Origin of the sequence: Granulicella mallensis MP5ACTX8, assembly GCF_000178955.2 — a bacterium.
In the GTDB taxonomy this organism is placed as follows: Bacteria; Acidobacteriota; Terriglobia; order Terriglobales; family Acidobacteriaceae; genus Granulicella; species Granulicella mallensis.
On sequence record NC_016631.1, the window covers coordinates 6,007,320 to 6,022,177 of the forward strand.

Here is a 14,858-nt window from a genome sequence, read left to right on the forward strand (position 1 = left end):
GCATGACGGGACCAATACGAATGGGGCTTCAGCCCCTGGGACGAGCCTTCCTCTCTCTTGGCATCTCTGCCTGCGGGGAGGAGAGCCTATCCCAGGGGCTGAAGCCCCATTTATCGACCGTTCTGAATGTCCGGGCTAAAGCCCGGACCTATCTCAGAAGCAAAGACAAAAACAAAAACCGCTATCTTCGATTCGTCACACTACCTAGTGTCGCCTTCGTTAGAAGAGAAGCTTCAAAGCCAGCTGAGTGTTGAAAGGTTCGCCAGGACCGATGCCGGGCGCTCCGTTGAAATCGCCGATCGTATCCGTGCTGCGCCCGAAGGAACTCGATCCAAAAGACGAAGAGCTTGGAGGCGCGAGATTGATACGGTTGGTGATGTTATAGAACTCAGCACGGAACTGGGCCGAAACGCGTTGCGTGATGTGCGTCGTCTTGAAGAGTGATAGATCTGCCGACGCATAGCCCGGTCCGTAGTAGGCATTGCGACGCAGTGTGCCGAAGGCTCCGACCGCAGGCGCAGCAAAGGCCGCTGGGTTAACCCACTGCACATAACGCGAGGTCTTCGTCGGAATGAAGTTGTGTGAGACGTCGAACGGCTTACCGACGAGATTGACCCGTTGATAGCCTTCGTTCGTTCCCGTTGTATCGCTGGAGGTAGTGATGTTGAACGGCGCGCCGCCATGCAGATTGATCAAGCCGTTGGCTTGCCAGCCTTCCGCCAGCCACTTAGGACCTTTGCCGAATCTGGGCAGCTCATAGCTGACAGCGCCATTAAAACCATGACGAGTGTCATAGTCCGAGTTGCCGTATTCACCTCTGAAGTTATTGCTGTTCTGGGGCAGCTTGCTGCGGTACTGCGTCATGTCGTCCAGATTGTGGCTCCAGGTGTAATTGAATTGTGAACTAACACCATGCCACGCACTGGTACGCACCGTTGCCTGCAGAGAGTTGTAGTTGGAGTTTCCAATCGTCTCCACCTGGTTAATCACACCGTAGGTTGGGAACTGCGAGTAATAGGGACGGGAAGATTGCTGTACCGATCCGGGCTTGCCGCCAAGAACTCCTACGAGTGGATTGGTTGGCGAAGCCGGATTCAAACCAGACTGATTAATATCCACCAACGCCACCTGATGCCGGCTTTGGCTGCCCACATATCCCAACGAGAAGATGGCCTTCGACCCTAAAGACTGCTCGATGCCCAGGGTGTAGTTGGAGGTGATGGGTGTCTTGAAGTTCTGGCTCACTGAAAACAGGTTCAGGATGCTGGAAGGACTTCCCTGGAAGAGAGGCACGCCCGTCTCCCAGGTATAAGCATTCTGGCTGATGGTCTGTACGGGTGAAGTGCCAGTAGGATTGCCTTCAAAGCCGTTGGGGCCGCCGTTGCCGGGACGGTTGTCGAGGAAGGGGCTCAGCGAAGTTGAGTCATAGAAAACGCCATAGCTGCCCCGCAGAACGAGGCGGCCATTCTCCTGTGGCTGAAAGGAGAAGCCGAGGCGTGGAGCGACGTTCGTGTACTGCGTTGGGTAAAGGCTGCCAATGCCGTCTCCCTGCACAACGAGGCCGCCGAGCGAAGGAACAAAGGTGGGCAGATCTTTGGTGCCGTCATGCAATGGACCTTCATAGTCGTAACGAACACCATAGTTCACATTCAAGCGATGCGTGACCTGCCATGAGTCCTGGGCAAACAAATCAAAGTTATTCACGTACACCAAACGCTCTGCGTTGCCGCGCGCCAGGGATGACGAGACTACTTTGCCGGCAAGGAAGTCCGCCAATGCGGCCACATTCGAATCGGAACTATAGGGGTTTGTCTTATACCCGCCCTGCGAACCATCGAACGTAAAGGTTCCCAGTCCGTTGCGGTAGTAGAACTCATCAAGCTGGGCCTTGCGGAACTCCCCACCAAAACGAAGCTGGTGCGAGCCGATGTTATACGACAGAGCTTCCGTGACGTGCCCAACAATGTCGTTGCGACCCTCCGGAGGCGTCTCACCGGTTGGATCGAAGCTACCGATCTTAATGAGCGGTGCGCCATTGGCGACATCGGTAATCAGGCCTGCGGCATTCACATCGAAGCTGTGATTGAAGTCGTGAAATACCTGGTTGTAAGCACTGACACCAAACAGCAACTGATTCGTCAGGCGCGGCGTAACAACAGCGTTATACACGATCGAATAGTTCTGAACGTGGATAGGAGCTACCTCGTAATAATCCTTGATATAGGACCCTACAGGCGCTGTCTGATTTCCCTGGCCGACGATCCAGCGGGCGGAGATACTATTTTTCTCGTTGAAGTTGTGATCGAGTTTGATGACTCCATTGTTGCTATAGCCGTTTTCAGCCGAGGGAATATAGTTGTTCGCGGTCGCGGGCCCAGTCAGAACAGAAGCTGGCCAGAGAAGATTTAATACATTTGTTGAAAGTGGATTGACTGAAAGCCCATTCAACCCAAGCAGGTTTTGCGCCTCTGCCTGATAGGCAGTCGAGGGCTCGGTTCCGGTCGTCAACACACCGATGAGAAACTGCTGTCTTTCATACGAAGCAAAGTAGAAGGTGCGATCGCGGCGGATGGGACCGCCAAATGAGAAGCCATACGCCTCGTTGCGCAGCTTCGTCCTGGGAACGAAGACCGGGTCCGCGGCGAGCGCCTCGTTGCGGTTGTAGTAGTACGCGCTGCCATGCAGGCTGTTAGTCCCGGACTTGATCACCAGGTTGGCCGTTGCACCTGGATTGCGTCCGGTTTCAGCGGTCGATTGTGTCTGGATCGAGAACTGGTCGACGGCATCCAGCGGCAACACCGTTCCTGCAATGCCGCCAATACCGCTCTGGTTGATAGCCGAGTTATTGGCCCAGAGATCGTTGTTGTCCGTACCGTCGAGCTGCCAGTTCGTCTGGTTGGTGCGCGCTCCGTTGATGGCGCCGAGCACGCCGGTATAACCGGCAAAGCCGGGAATGACGCCAACGATCTTCTTGAAGTCACGGCCATTGAGCGGCAAGGACTGCAGAGACTTGCCCCCGATAACAGTCGTCTGCTGCGTTGTCGTCGTGTCGAGCGACAGAGCATCGGCCAGAACTTCAACGGAGGTGCTTTGATCCGCAACGTTCAGGTGCAGTGGCAAGGTATAGATTGCACCTGCGCTTACCGTAACGCCCTTTATATTGATCGGTTGAAATCCAGAGGTGGCGACGTGGATTGTATAGCTGCCAAGCGGCAGATCCTGAAAACTATAGCCACCAGACTTTGAAGTTATGGTGGTGTGAACTACACCTGTCTCTTCATCGGTTGCCGTAACCTGAGTATCAGGAATTGCCGCGTCGGACTTATCCGCGAGTGTGCCGTTGATGCCGCCGCGAAAGGTCTGAGCGATGGCTTGCGCAGGTGTCATGACAAAAAGCGTCAGTAAGAACCCTGATAGAAAAACATGGATGATTTGTTGCTTGATCGTTCGAGTGCTACCCATGATGCCTCCAAACTGTGTTGCGAGTAATTGGGTAAGAGACCAACGTAAAAAGAAAATGGCCCGCAGGGAAAACCTGCGGGCCATTTAGAGAAAATTGGAGTCAGCTTTATCAGCGGACACAGTCTCTGGCCCATGCGCAGGCACGGCAACACTCGGAGCAGACAGACACGAGTAGAGAGACTGAATTCATAAAGAACTTATAGCAGAGCTGAATATCTGTTGCAATGGTAGTAACTACCGAGTATGTCGAGAATAGTTTCAGCTTTACTCGTTACCTATATATTCTTGTTCAGAGCATCACAGAATCGTCATCCTGAACGTAGCGCCTTGTGCTTTTGCGAGGCGCGGAGTCGAAGGACCCCGAGGGGGTTATCTCGCCCATAGTGTTGGGATCTTTCCAGCACGAAGGTCCAGGCTCGAGCGCTTGAGGTCAAAAAGGTGCGAAGGGCATGGGCTGGATTGCGATTCTCGGGGTCCTTCGACTTCGCGTCCCCAAAAGCCGGGACGCTACGCTCAGGATGACGATTCTATGGTGATATAAAAAGCACCATAGGTGCATCTACCTTGATTCGGTTCAGGCCGAAACTGCTTTAGCTATCTTGCCTTCAACGCACGATCGAAGAACTTCACAGCCATCGCGGCCACCTGCGCATGCACCGCATCGCGATTTACCCCGGCGTTGTCCGCACAGTAAACTCCCAACTTGCTCTTCCCCGCGGCTGTGCATGTATCGAGAAAGGTATAGTGCTCCACGCCGCCCGAGAGCAGGGTCTCCCGCGAGCCACGTACGTTCATGTGAATCCAGTTCGCGTTATCGCGAGGGTCGGCAATCGGATCCGTCTTGCCCACAACCATCTCTACCGGAAGGCGCATCGCCCGCAGGCTCTCATCCGTGAGCACCATGCCATTGGCGGGAGCGATTGCAAATACGGCCTGCACCCGCTCGTCGCGAAACGACTCTCCCGAGCGGGCCAGCGATTCCCTGCTGGACTTGCGCACCGCCTGTAACATCTCCTTCGGACTGCCCATACCGCGCATCTCGGGTACATGGCAGGAGGTTGTGTCCGGATGCTCCTTGCAGAAGTCGAAGAGGATGCTGATGTCCGTCTGGGCGCCGGCTATCTCCATCACGGCGTAGCCACCGATGGAGAACCCCGCCGCCCCCACTCGCTGCGGATCGATGTGCGGCCCAAACTCCGCGTCTGCCAACACTCCGTCAAGGACCTCGCTCAGATCGGTCGCGCGCTCCCATGACAGGATGAAGCCTTCGCTGGTGTAGGGTTCGTGCGAGTTGTTGCCCGGGTGGTCCACCGCGACCGCGATATACCCTGCCCGCGCCAGCGCCGTGCCCAGCCAGGCAAACTGCTCCGCGGAACCGCCAGAGCCGTGCGACAGCAGCACCAGCGGAAGCTTCCGCAAGGCAGGTGCGAACTCCGCATTGAGCGCTGCAGAACCGGCCTCAAACAGCGGCTCGTCCGGAGGCCCAATCAACTGCTTCGTCTCCGTGGCCGTTGAGGCCGCCGGATACCAGATCGTGCAGCGCAGCTCCTTATGCTCTGCCCCGCGCCAGTTGCGCCTCTGCTCCGGATGAAACACGCGCGTCGCCAGGCCAACGCGCGCGGTGGATTGGGCGGACAGGGGTGCGACCGCAGCACATCCTAGTGAAACCAAGATGAGAATCAGTCTCCGCATGATTCCAGCTTAGATGCAGTTTCTGCGATCTGGTGCTAAGTCAGTTCGACAAAAAGTATGTCCAGTGGCTGGATTTGCTGGCCAGGTAGCCATCGTTCCCTCCGCGGCTGAAGCCGCTTTCGGGGCTACCCTGACGGCGGGGCTGAAGCCCGCCCTTTCAAAACAAATACGGAACTAAGCTGGAACAAAGCTTGATACACGACCTACTCCGGTAGTGCATTCATCTGCTCTTTGTACTTTTCCGCATCGAACTTCCTGCCGGTACTCGCGCCCGACATATAGCGGCGTTTGCCGAACACGGGACGCTCGCCCCAGGCACGGTCGAACTTGCCCAGCACGGCCCATGCCACACCTGCATATCCGTTCGGGTCGCGGCCATCCAGAAAATACCGGTCATTCAAATAGATGGCCCACTTCATCGCCGTCGCGGTGTTGCGCGTCCACTCCACGATCTTCTTGGCCCAGTACATGCGCAGATAGTTGTGCATCCAACCGTAGCGCACCATCTGCAACTGTGCGGCGTTCCATAGCTCGTCGTGAGTGCGAGCGCCCTCGAGCTGCGCGAGCGTGTAGAGCACCTCGCGTTCATCGCGATCATGCTCGGCGATCGTCGCGCGGGCCCAGTTATCGGCGCATCCAGGCGAGTCGTACTCCGGCTGGTAGCGCACGAAGTTCACCGCCAGTTCACGCCACACGATCAGTTCGTTGAAGTAGCTATCGCGCGCGGCGGCCAGCTTCGGTTGACGCTTCACCTGTGCGTTCAGCGCGAGCGCAATCGTCAGAGGGCCGAGGTGCCCGAAGTGCAGATACGGGCTCAGCTTGCTCGAACCATCGAGCTCCGGGTGATTGCGGTCGCGGTCATAGGTCTCCAGCATCTGGCCGCAGAAGAGGTGCAAACGCTTCATCGCCGCGTGGTGACCTCCCTGCCAGGCGGCAACCGGAAGAACGGAGCGGTCGAAGTCCTTCCACCCGCGGGTCATGTCCTCGCGTATGTCGTCGGTGTGCAGTCCGCGCGGTTTTCGCCAGACCTTTAGTGCCGCTGGATTCTCATAGTCGTGCAAAAACTCCGGCAGTGCGCGATACAGCCGGGGACGCGCGACGCCCGCGCTGAACTGCGCCTTCTCCAGCAGCTTCGACGGCACGATCACGTCCGCGTCCACCGTCCAGAAGGGAACGCGCAGGCTCTTCGCTAGCTTGGCGCGCCATCGCTCCGGCTCGCGCATCGGGTTCTCGTCGCCAATCACCATCGCGGCGTCCACATCCGCGAAGAAACGCTCGTGATCTTCCTCAGGAGCGCGACGCATCACGAAACCCACACCACGCGCCGCGCAGTCCTCTTCTATATCGGGCAAGCCTTGGTTGAGGAACGCATAGTGCCGTAGGTTCGCATGGGGAAAGTTTTTGATCCCCGCGAAGTACGCGACGCACGGCAGTCCCAACACGTTCGCGACCTCGATGGCTTTGTCGAGTGCGTGATTATCGCGCCCGCGCTGTGCCCGCTGCATCCAGTAGACGACGCATTTCCCCTTTGCCGGAGCACCCGCGCGCCGGACCGTTACCCGCGCATCATCGGCCAGGGCGCGCAGCTCTTTCGATAGGCTCTCATCTCGCGCAAACGCTTCGGCGATTCTTGCGTGCTCTGCATCCTGCTCCTGTGCACTCTTCAATGGAACTCCCTCGTCACCCTATCGATGCCCGATGCAACCTCAACGTTATCCTGCTGCCCTGCAATTACCATGGGTTTTGCGAGAGTCTTTATGTCCGTCGATACCCGTATCCCCACCGTACCGCCCACCGTTGAGCCCGTCACCCTGCGCCGAGCCACAGCCGCCGATGCCGCCGCGCTCGCACTCGTCGGCGCCGCCACCTTTCTCGAAGCCTTTACCTGGATGCTGCCCGGCGCCGACATCGTCGCCCACTGCGCGAAGAATCACACGCCCGAAGCCTATGCCGCCTACCTCGCCAAACCCGATACCCGCATCACGATGGCCGTGGCTGGTGCGGACGTGCCCGTAGGCTACACCATGCTCACCGCGCCCGAGCTTCCCAGCTTCGACGTTCTGCCCACCGACATCGAGCTCAAGCGCATCTACCTGTTCTCGCGCTTCCGCTCGTCGGCTACCCCGGTCGCGGGGCACCCCGGTGTTCGCACGGCGCAGGCCCTCATGGACGCGGCCATCGCCGACGCCCTCGCCCTCGGACGCACCCGCCTGTTGCTCGGAACGCACGCCGGCAATGAGCGCGCCATTGGCTTCTATCGCCGCAATGGATTCAACGAGGCCGGGACCCGCACCTTCACCGTCGGCACGCAGGTCTGTTGCGACCTGATCTTTGCACTCGACCTGTAATGTGTATCTTGTCTCTATCTCTAAGTCAGATCTGAGATCCAGCTTAGAGACACCTGCAAGATCGATGCGAGTTTTCTAGCAGGTTCTTCGAGGTTTTTTTGGCAAAAGCGACGGCAACCACTTCGAGCGTAGAGGCGACAGATGGCTTAGCTTCACACAGACCCTCGCGGCGAGGTTTCTACCGGCCCGAGTTGGATGCACTGCGCTTCTTCGCCTTTCTCTGCATCTTTTGCCATCATTCGCTCAGTCGTCCCAATGCTGGCACTAACCTTCGAGACACCCTTTCCATCAGCCTGAAGTTTGCCGTAAGCCTGTTCTTTCTGTTGAGCGGATACCTGATCACCACCTTACTTTCGATGGAGAAGGAGCTCACCGGACGAGTACACCTCGGCTCTTTTTATAGACGGCGAATCGCGCGGATATGGCCGCTGTATTACTGGTTTCTCGTCGTTGTGCTTCTCCTCGGCATAGGAGTGCTCCGTCTGCTGCCCTCAGGCCAGGCCCTTGCCGTCTTTTTCTTCTTCAGCGGCAACTGGCTTCTTGCCTGCGGCACGGCAAAAGCACTGGGCGCCATCGGGATCTTGTGGAGCGTCAATGTCGAAGAGCAGTTCTACCTGGTCTGGCCGATGATTACGAAGTTCTGTGGACGGCGCAATCTGTTTGCGGTGTCCACAGCCATTCTGGCCGTCTCTTATGCCGTCCTGGTGTGGCTTGGCGTCCGCGGCGGTTTTTCGGATGCCTCTTTACGATTCAACTCACTAGTAGAAATGCAGTTTTTCGCAGCCGGAGCCTTGGTGGCGGCGTGGCTACCGCGGCAGGGGATCAGGATGCCGGGAGCGGCACGTCTGCTGCTCGGCGCAGTGGGACTTTCCTGCTGGGTAGCCGGAACACACCTCTTTGGCGATACAGCGGCAGGGGCTCTTGCAATCTGGTGGACGCCGACCGCACTTTACGGCTGCGTCCTGGTTGGGTGCGTCGCCCTGTTTCTCAGTTTCTTCGGGATGCCCGAAGCCTGGATTCCGCAACCCATTCTTTGGTTGGGTAAAATCTCTTACGGACTCTATGTCTATCACATACTCGTACTTACGCTTATGCCACGATGGCCGGCAGGTTGGAGGCACTGGACTGGCATCTCCGCAGCACGGCTCTGCCTTGAACTGCTGCTGGCTATTCTCCTGGCGGGGCTCTCCTATCGTTGGATTGAACAACCCTTTTTACGCTGGAAAGAGAGTTTTACCTTTGTACCAAACCGGCCCGCTTAGAAAGCTCCAATCCATGGGTGGCCAAACACACCCCGACCTAATCTATGCCAGGCCGCTGGGGGCAGACGCTGGATGAAGCTGACGCCCTCGCCCTATCGCGGCCGCTCTTCTACCTCTGCGGCAACCCAATCTCAGACCACCGCGCCGGGGTTTTCCAATTCAAACCGGCAGAAAGTCATCGCCGCGACTGGTGCGCCCTCTACGTCGCGCGCGAACCAGAGCATCTACCACCTCCGCTGCGGACTCTGCGGGCATGACTATGGCTGCAACGGGCTCGACATCAAGGCCCGCCTCTGCCCGAGCTGCCAGTCCGGTGCCCCCGGCGAGCCGCTCCGCGAACGCGGGCCCATGTTCGATTTCGGGGTGTAATTTAACCTCCGCTCAATACAATCACATTCCAATAGAGATTTTCAGAGGCCAAGTTCGTCCGATTATCGGATATACTTCGCCCATGTGTCTGCTCTCATTCCGCACTCCCGTCTCGTGCCAGGTATCTTCGCCATGGATGTGAATCACCGCGTCGCCGAAGTCACCCGCCGCATCGCGGAGCGCAGCCAGGTTACCCGCTCCCGCTATCTCCAGGCTGTCGCCGCCTCCTCCCGCACGACTCCGCGCCGCCAGGCTCTGGGCTGCGCCAATCAGGCGCACGGATTCGCTGCCTGCGGTTCCCACGACAAGGCAGCCCTGCGCCAGGGAGATGAGGGAAATATCGCCATCATCACGGCCTATAACGACATGCTCTCCGCGCACCAGCCCTATGAGCGCTTCCCGGAGCTGATCCGCGCCGCCGCGCGTGAAGCCGGTGGGGTGGCACAGGTCGCCGGCGGTGTTCCCGCCATGTGCGACGGCATCACGCAGGGCGAAACCGGCATGGAGCTCTCGCTGTTCTCGCGCGACGTAATCGCCCTCTCGGCCGCCGTCGCGCTCTCGCACCAAACCTTCGACGCCGCCGTCTTCCTCGGCATCTGCGACAAGATCGTCCCCGGCCTGGTCATCGGGGCGCTGTCCTTTGGACATCTTCCGGCGGTCTTTCTGCCCAGCGGCCCGATGCCCTCCGGCTTCTCCAACGACGAGCGCAAGATCCTCCGCCAGCGTTATGCCGAGGGCAAGGTCAGCCGCGCCGAGCTGCTCGAGGCCGAGGCCGAGTCGTACCACAGCCCCGGCACCTGCACCTTCTACGGGACCGCCAATACCAACCAGATGATGATGGAGATCATGGGCCTGCACCTGCCCGGCTCCTCCTTCGTGAACGCAAACACGCCGCTGCGCGATGCCCTCACTCGCGCCGCCGTTCACCGCACCCTGGCCCTGACCGCTCTCAGCCCGGAGTACACCCCCATCGGCGCGATGCTCGACGAGCGGGTCTTCGTCAACGGCCTGGTTGGGCTGCTGGCCACCGGAGGCTCGACCAACCACACCATGCACATGATCGCGATGGCCGCCGCTGCGGGCATCAAGCTCGAGTGGAGCGACTTTGCCGCGCTCGCCGAGGTCACGCCGCTGCTCGTCCGCGTCTATCCCAACGGCAAGGCCGACGTGAACCACTTCCACGCCGCCGGGGGCATGGGCTTCCTGATCCGCGAGCTGCTGGGTGCGGGCCTGCTGCACCGCGACGTCAAGACCATCATGGGTACCGGGCTCGACCGCTATACGCAGGAGCCCTTCCTGAACGCCGAGGGCGAGCTGACCTGGCGTGAGGGCGTGGACGTCAGCGGTGAGGCGAAGATCCTGCGCCCAATCGCCGACCCGTTCGAGCCCCATGGCGGCCTCGGCGTGCTCCAGGGAAATCTCGGCAAGGCCATCGTTAAAACCTCGGCGGTGGCGGACGACCGGCACGTGATTGAAGGAGTTATCCGCACCTTCCACAGCCAGGAGGAGATGCAGGGTGCATTTCTCGCGGGTGAGCTGCACCGCGACCTCATCGTCGTCGTGCGCTTCCAGGGGCCGCGCGCTAACGGCATGCCGGAGCTGCACAAGTTGCTGCCACCGCTGCAGGCCGTGCAAAGCCACGGCTTCAAGGTGGCGCTGGTCACCGACGGACGGCTCTCCGGGGCCTCCGGCGATGTGCTCTCGGCGATCCACCTCACGCCTGAAGCGGCGGACGGCGGCCCCATCGCCAAGCTGCGCGATGGCGACCGTCTCCGCATCGACGCCCGAACCAACGAACTCACCGCGCTGGTGGATCCCGCCGAGTGGGAGGCCCGCGTGCCGGTCCATGAAGACCTCTCGGAGTCGCAATTTGGGGTGGGCCGGGAGCTTTTCAGCATGTTCCGCAATACCGTGGGGACGCCGGACCAGGGAGCTTCGATCTTTTCAGGTCGGAGCTGAGGAGTTTAGGGCGGGAAGGTAGAGGACAACCGCTTTCGTAGCACCTCCGCTGCATCTTTTCCAGTGCCCTTCACGTCTAACTTAGTGGTACACTATGTTTCGCTGGAGACGTGCGCCTTTGAGTTGCCGAAGCCTCAAGCCCTGAGTGACTTCCGCCCGCGCCCGCGGCCTTGACCGCATACCCCGTCCTAGCGATTCCGACACAACCCAGGGAGACCTCCGCGTTCGCACGTACGAGCGTGATCTTTTCCCATAATTTTTCTCGCGCCAACCCGCGCCGAGATTCCGCTAGGAGCGCCAAACGTGGCAGACGAACTCGATAAGTACGAAGAAGACGTAGACCGAATCATCGACACCGGCAAAGAAAAGGGTTACCTCACCTACGGTGAAGTCAACGACCTGCTCCCCGGAGACATCACCTCGCCCGACGAGCTTGATGATCTGATGACCACCATTAACACCCAGGGCATTGAAGTGCTCTCGGGTGAAGGCCGCCGTGCGGCCAGCGAACGCGCCGCCGAAGACTCCGATAACGAGTCCGGCGAAGAAGGCGACGATGTCGAACTCGACCTCTCGCCCGGCACGCTCGAGAAGACCAACGACCCCGTCCGCATGTACCTGCGCGAGATGGGCACCGTTCCCCTGCTCACCCGCGAGGGTGAAGTTGAGATTGCGAAGCGCATCGAGCGCGGCCAGCTGCGCGTGATGAAGGCGATCTCGCGCTCGCCGATCGTCATTCGCGAGATCACCGGCCTCGGTGAAGACCTCAAGCGCGGCGTCCGCAACATCAAGGAAGTCGTCGTATTCGACGAAGAAGAGCTAACCGAAGAGATCCTCGCCGCGCGCGTGAAGCAGACCGTCGCCCGCATCGACGAGCTGATCAAGCACCAGAAGAAGGCCGCCGACTTCGGCGCGCGCGTCGCTGAGCCGCATGGCAAGGACGCCAAGGCCAAGGAGAAGGACAAGCGCAAGAGCCGCTGGCTCATGGGTCGCGAACATGTGTTCGTCAACCGCATCGTCCGCGAGCTGAAGTACACCAACGGCGAGAAGAAGCGGCTACTCGACAAGGTCAACAAGACCGTCGACTCCATGCGCACACTGGAGCGCCAGATCCGCTCGCTCGAGGCCAAGTTCGAGGCCTCGCGCTCGGAAGAGCTGAAGAAGGAATACAAGCGCCAGCAGAAGAACTGCCGCGTCGATCTGCAGCGCGTCGAAGCTGACTCGGGCATCTCACTCGACGATCTCAAGCGCACCCAGCGCGAGATGATCCAGGGAGATATGGACGCCGAGAAGGCCAAGCGTGAGCTGATCGAAGCCAACCTTCGTCTCGTGGTCTCCATCGCGAAGAAGTACACCAATCGCGGACTGCAGTTCCTCGACCTGATTCAGGAAGGCAACATCGGCCTGATGAAGGCTGTGGACAAGTTCGAGTACCGCCGTGGCTACAAGTTCTCGACCTATGCCACGTGGTGGATTCGTCAGGCCATCACTCGCGCCATCGCCGATCAGGCCCGCACCATCCGTATTCCGGTGCACATGATCGAGACGATCAACAAGCTGATCCGCACGTCGCGTCAGCTGGTGCAGGAGCTCGGCCGCGAGGCGTCCTCGGAAGAGATCGCCAAGCGCATGGATATCCCTGTCGCGAAGGTCCGCAAGGTCCTGAAGATCGCGCAGGAGCCCATCTCGCTCGAGACGCCGATCGGTGAAGAGGAAGACTCGCATCTTGGCGACTTCATCGAAGACCGCATGGCCGTCAGCCCGTCTGACGCTGTGATCTCGGTCAACCTGAAGGAGTACACCTCACAGGTGCTGCGTACCCTGACCCCGCGCGAAGAGCGCGTGATCAAGATGCGCTTCGGCCTCGAGGACGGCAGCGAGCACACGCTCGAAGAGGTCGGCCAGTCATTCCAGGTCACTCGCGAGCGCATCCGCCAGATCGAAGCCAAGGCTCTCCGCAAGCTGCGCCATCCGTCGCGCTCGCGCAAGCTCAAAGCATTCGTCGACGGCGTCAAGGAACTCTAAGCCGTATCAATAACAAACGAAGGGCGCGCCTTGATGGCGCGCCCTTCGTTTTTCTCTACACTCTGCTTCTAAGCCTGTGCTGCGGGCACGAACCCATCGCATCCCGAGATGGGGGTCACCTTGAGGTGCAGTGCCGCGTGTTTGGGGTGGCCGCATTCATCCAGCAGGCCCTCATCGGCTTTCTTGCTGGAGAGAATCGACACCAGAACTGTAGCCTTTGCGTGCTGTTCGCCAAAGTGGCTGCACAACCCGCACTGTCCGTCGTGAACTGCCTGCATAGTGACCTCCCGAGGCTAGCTTCGCGCCCGCTCTCTTCTTCATGGGACTCCATGCGAAGGACAGGCGTTGCCTGATGCCGCCAATTCTCTACCGTGCGAAAACCCCTGTCAACATTGGCGATGTGCGACCGAATCAGTCCGCAGCACTTCTTTGCTGCATGTGAACGGGTCATGAAAAGCCACAAGCATTGGTGGCATAGCTTCAGCCATGCCACGAATGCTTGTGTTGCCGCGCGGCTTTACAGATTGCGGAAAACTCTTAGCTGGGATGAAACGGGCCGTTGGCCCTAAAGATCAGATGGGGACTTTTTCCGCAGCCCATTTTTAGCCGCTGAGGAAATCCTGCCAAGCGTGCTGCGATTTGCCAGCCCTCGCTGAAGCGGTGCTCGACGTATTCTTGTCGGCGAATGCACCATTTCCATGAGGATCTTCTGCATACTGCAGTCTCTACAAGGCAGGCGCGGCCAAGAGCCGTTGCGCTGGATAAAACTTGTGTATCGTGAACACAAATTATTCTTATCGATCCCTTACAAGAGGACATCAGGATCTCCTCACAACGCTGCAGCGAAAGCGTTTAAACCCCTTTGTCCATCAGGGTTTTCTCAGATTTGCTCCAAGGAGAAGATTGCTTATGCGAAACACATGAGCGGTCAACAAAAATGATGAGTTAACTTTGCAGTCAACATCGATTAAAACTTGTTCAATGGGTGAAAAAAGCTATTGTGTCTTGAGGTCCGAACCTGTATGTTCACCTTATTGGGCCCTCAGCTCTATAGCATTTGAATCCTCTGGCTTTTGCGCCTGAGAGAAAGGTGGACACATGCTTACTATTGCTATCAACATTGCCGGCCTCATTGCCTTTCTGATGGGTCTCATCTCGATCACCGTTTCGTAGTTCACCCCAGCGATCGCCTGCTCCTAAGCAGGCGATCGCTGTGCCCTTTAACGGCCATTTTCGGTACTCGCTCCCGTCAGCAGCGACGCCCCATGCCATCGCAGGGCGCTGTGCCCATGAATTTTCAGCGTTTGCTAAGCCGCGAACTGCGCAAGAAATCTGTTGAATCAAACCACCGAAACGCTGTATGTTACTCTCATCGGGCCCCCACATCATGCAAACGCTCTGGTGTTATTCAGAGAGAAAGGTATTTAATCCTGTGCTGACCATCACTCTCAACATCGCTAGCCTCTTCGCTTTGCTCACGAACCTTCTTTTCATCCACTTCTAGTTCACTCCAGCGATCGCCTACTTCACAAACGGGTGATCGCTGTGTCCTCCACGCCACTTAAACTCGCGTCAGCGGCAACGCCCATGCCATCGCAGAACACTGTACCCCATGAGTTAAGGGCTTGCTAAGCCGCGAAGCGCACAAAAAAATTGTTGTATCAACCCTCCAAAAACGCTGTATGTTGCTCTCATCGGTTTCCGTGCAACTCAACCGCTCTGGTGGTATTCAGGCAGAAAG

At 58.6% G+C, this 14,858-nt stretch carries 9 protein-coding genes; 5 read left to right on the top strand and 4 right to left on the bottom strand.

Annotation, left to right across the window (positions count from 1 at the left end):
- Positions 1-219: 219 nt before the first annotated feature.
- From ACIX8_RS23395 to ACIX8_RS23405, 3 genes are all read right to left on the bottom strand, one after another.
- On the bottom strand, positions 220-3,462 hold the full coding sequence (locus tag ACIX8_RS23395; protein WP_014267877.1) for a TonB-dependent receptor: 3,243 nt from the start codon (positions 3,460-3,462) through the stop codon (positions 220-222).
- A 594-nt stretch (positions 3,463-4,056) separates the two neighbouring features.
- Entirely contained in the window at positions 4,057-5,133 is a 1,077-nt protein-coding gene (locus tag ACIX8_RS23400) for an alpha/beta hydrolase family protein (protein WP_190273726.1), read from the bottom strand.
- A 224-nt stretch (positions 5,134-5,357) separates the two neighbouring features.
- Complete coding sequence (locus tag ACIX8_RS23405; RefSeq protein ID WP_014267879.1) at positions 5,358-6,821, bottom strand: deoxyribodipyrimidine photo-lyase; 1,464 nt, start codon at positions 6,819-6,821, stop codon at positions 5,358-5,360.
- Between the two features lie 69 nt (positions 6,822-6,890).
- Between ACIX8_RS23405 and ACIX8_RS23410 the strand changes: the two genes are divergently transcribed.
- From ACIX8_RS23410 to rpoD, 5 genes are all read left to right on the top strand, one after another.
- The gene (locus tag ACIX8_RS23410; protein ID WP_223295423.1) at positions 6,891-7,502 is read left to right on the top strand and encodes a GNAT family N-acetyltransferase; all 612 of its coding nucleotides are present in this window, start codon (positions 6,891-6,893) and stop codon (positions 7,500-7,502) included.
- 98 nt (positions 7,503-7,600) lie between these two features.
- Positions 7,601-8,764, top strand: a complete 1,164-nt coding sequence (locus ACIX8_RS23415) for an acyltransferase family protein (protein ID WP_014267881.1) — start codon at positions 7,601-7,603, stop codon at positions 8,762-8,764.
- 72 nt (positions 8,765-8,836) lie between these two features.
- Entirely contained in the window at positions 8,837-9,133 is a 297-nt protein-coding gene (locus ACIX8_RS23420; RefSeq protein WP_014267882.1) for a hypothetical protein, read from the top strand.
- Between the two features lie 132 nt (positions 9,134-9,265).
- On the top strand, positions 9,266-11,092 hold the full coding sequence (gene edd / locus ACIX8_RS23425) for a phosphogluconate dehydratase (protein ID WP_014267883.1): 1,827 nt from the start codon (positions 9,266-9,268) through the stop codon (positions 11,090-11,092).
- 303 nt (positions 11,093-11,395) lie between these two features.
- Positions 11,396-13,117 carry an RNA polymerase sigma factor RpoD gene (rpoD, locus tag ACIX8_RS23430; RefSeq protein ID WP_014267884.1) on the top strand — a complete coding sequence of 574 codons (1,722 nt, stop codon included), beginning with the start codon at positions 11,396-11,398 and terminating at the stop codon, positions 13,115-13,117.
- 68 nt (positions 13,118-13,185) lie between these two features.
- Here the strand turns inward: rpoD and ACIX8_RS23435 are convergent, their stop codons facing one another.
- Entirely contained in the window at positions 13,186-13,395 is a 210-nt protein-coding gene (locus tag ACIX8_RS23435) for a hypothetical protein (protein ID WP_014267885.1), read from the bottom strand.
- Positions 13,396-14,858: the final 1,463 nt, after the last annotated feature.

Bases quoted from the DNA above. Each gene is read 5' to 3' on its own strand.
- ACIX8_RS23395 (WP_014267877.1), bottom strand. From the start codon at position 3,462: ATGGGTAGCACTCGAACGATCAAGCAACAAATCATCCATGTTTTTCTA.
- ACIX8_RS23410 (WP_223295423.1), top strand. From the start codon at position 6,891: ATGGGTTTTGCGAGAGTCTTTATGTCCGTCGATACCCGTATCCCCACC.
- ACIX8_RS23420 (WP_014267882.1), top strand. From the start codon at position 8,837: ATGAAGCTGACGCCCTCGCCCTATCGCGGCCGCTCTTCTACCTCTGCG.
- edd (WP_014267883.1), top strand. From the start codon at position 9,266: ATGGATGTGAATCACCGCGTCGCCGAAGTCACCCGCCGCATCGCGGAG.
- ACIX8_RS23435 (WP_014267885.1), bottom strand. From the start codon at position 13,395: ATGCAGGCAGTTCACGACGGACAGTGCGGGTTGTGCAGCCACTTTGGC.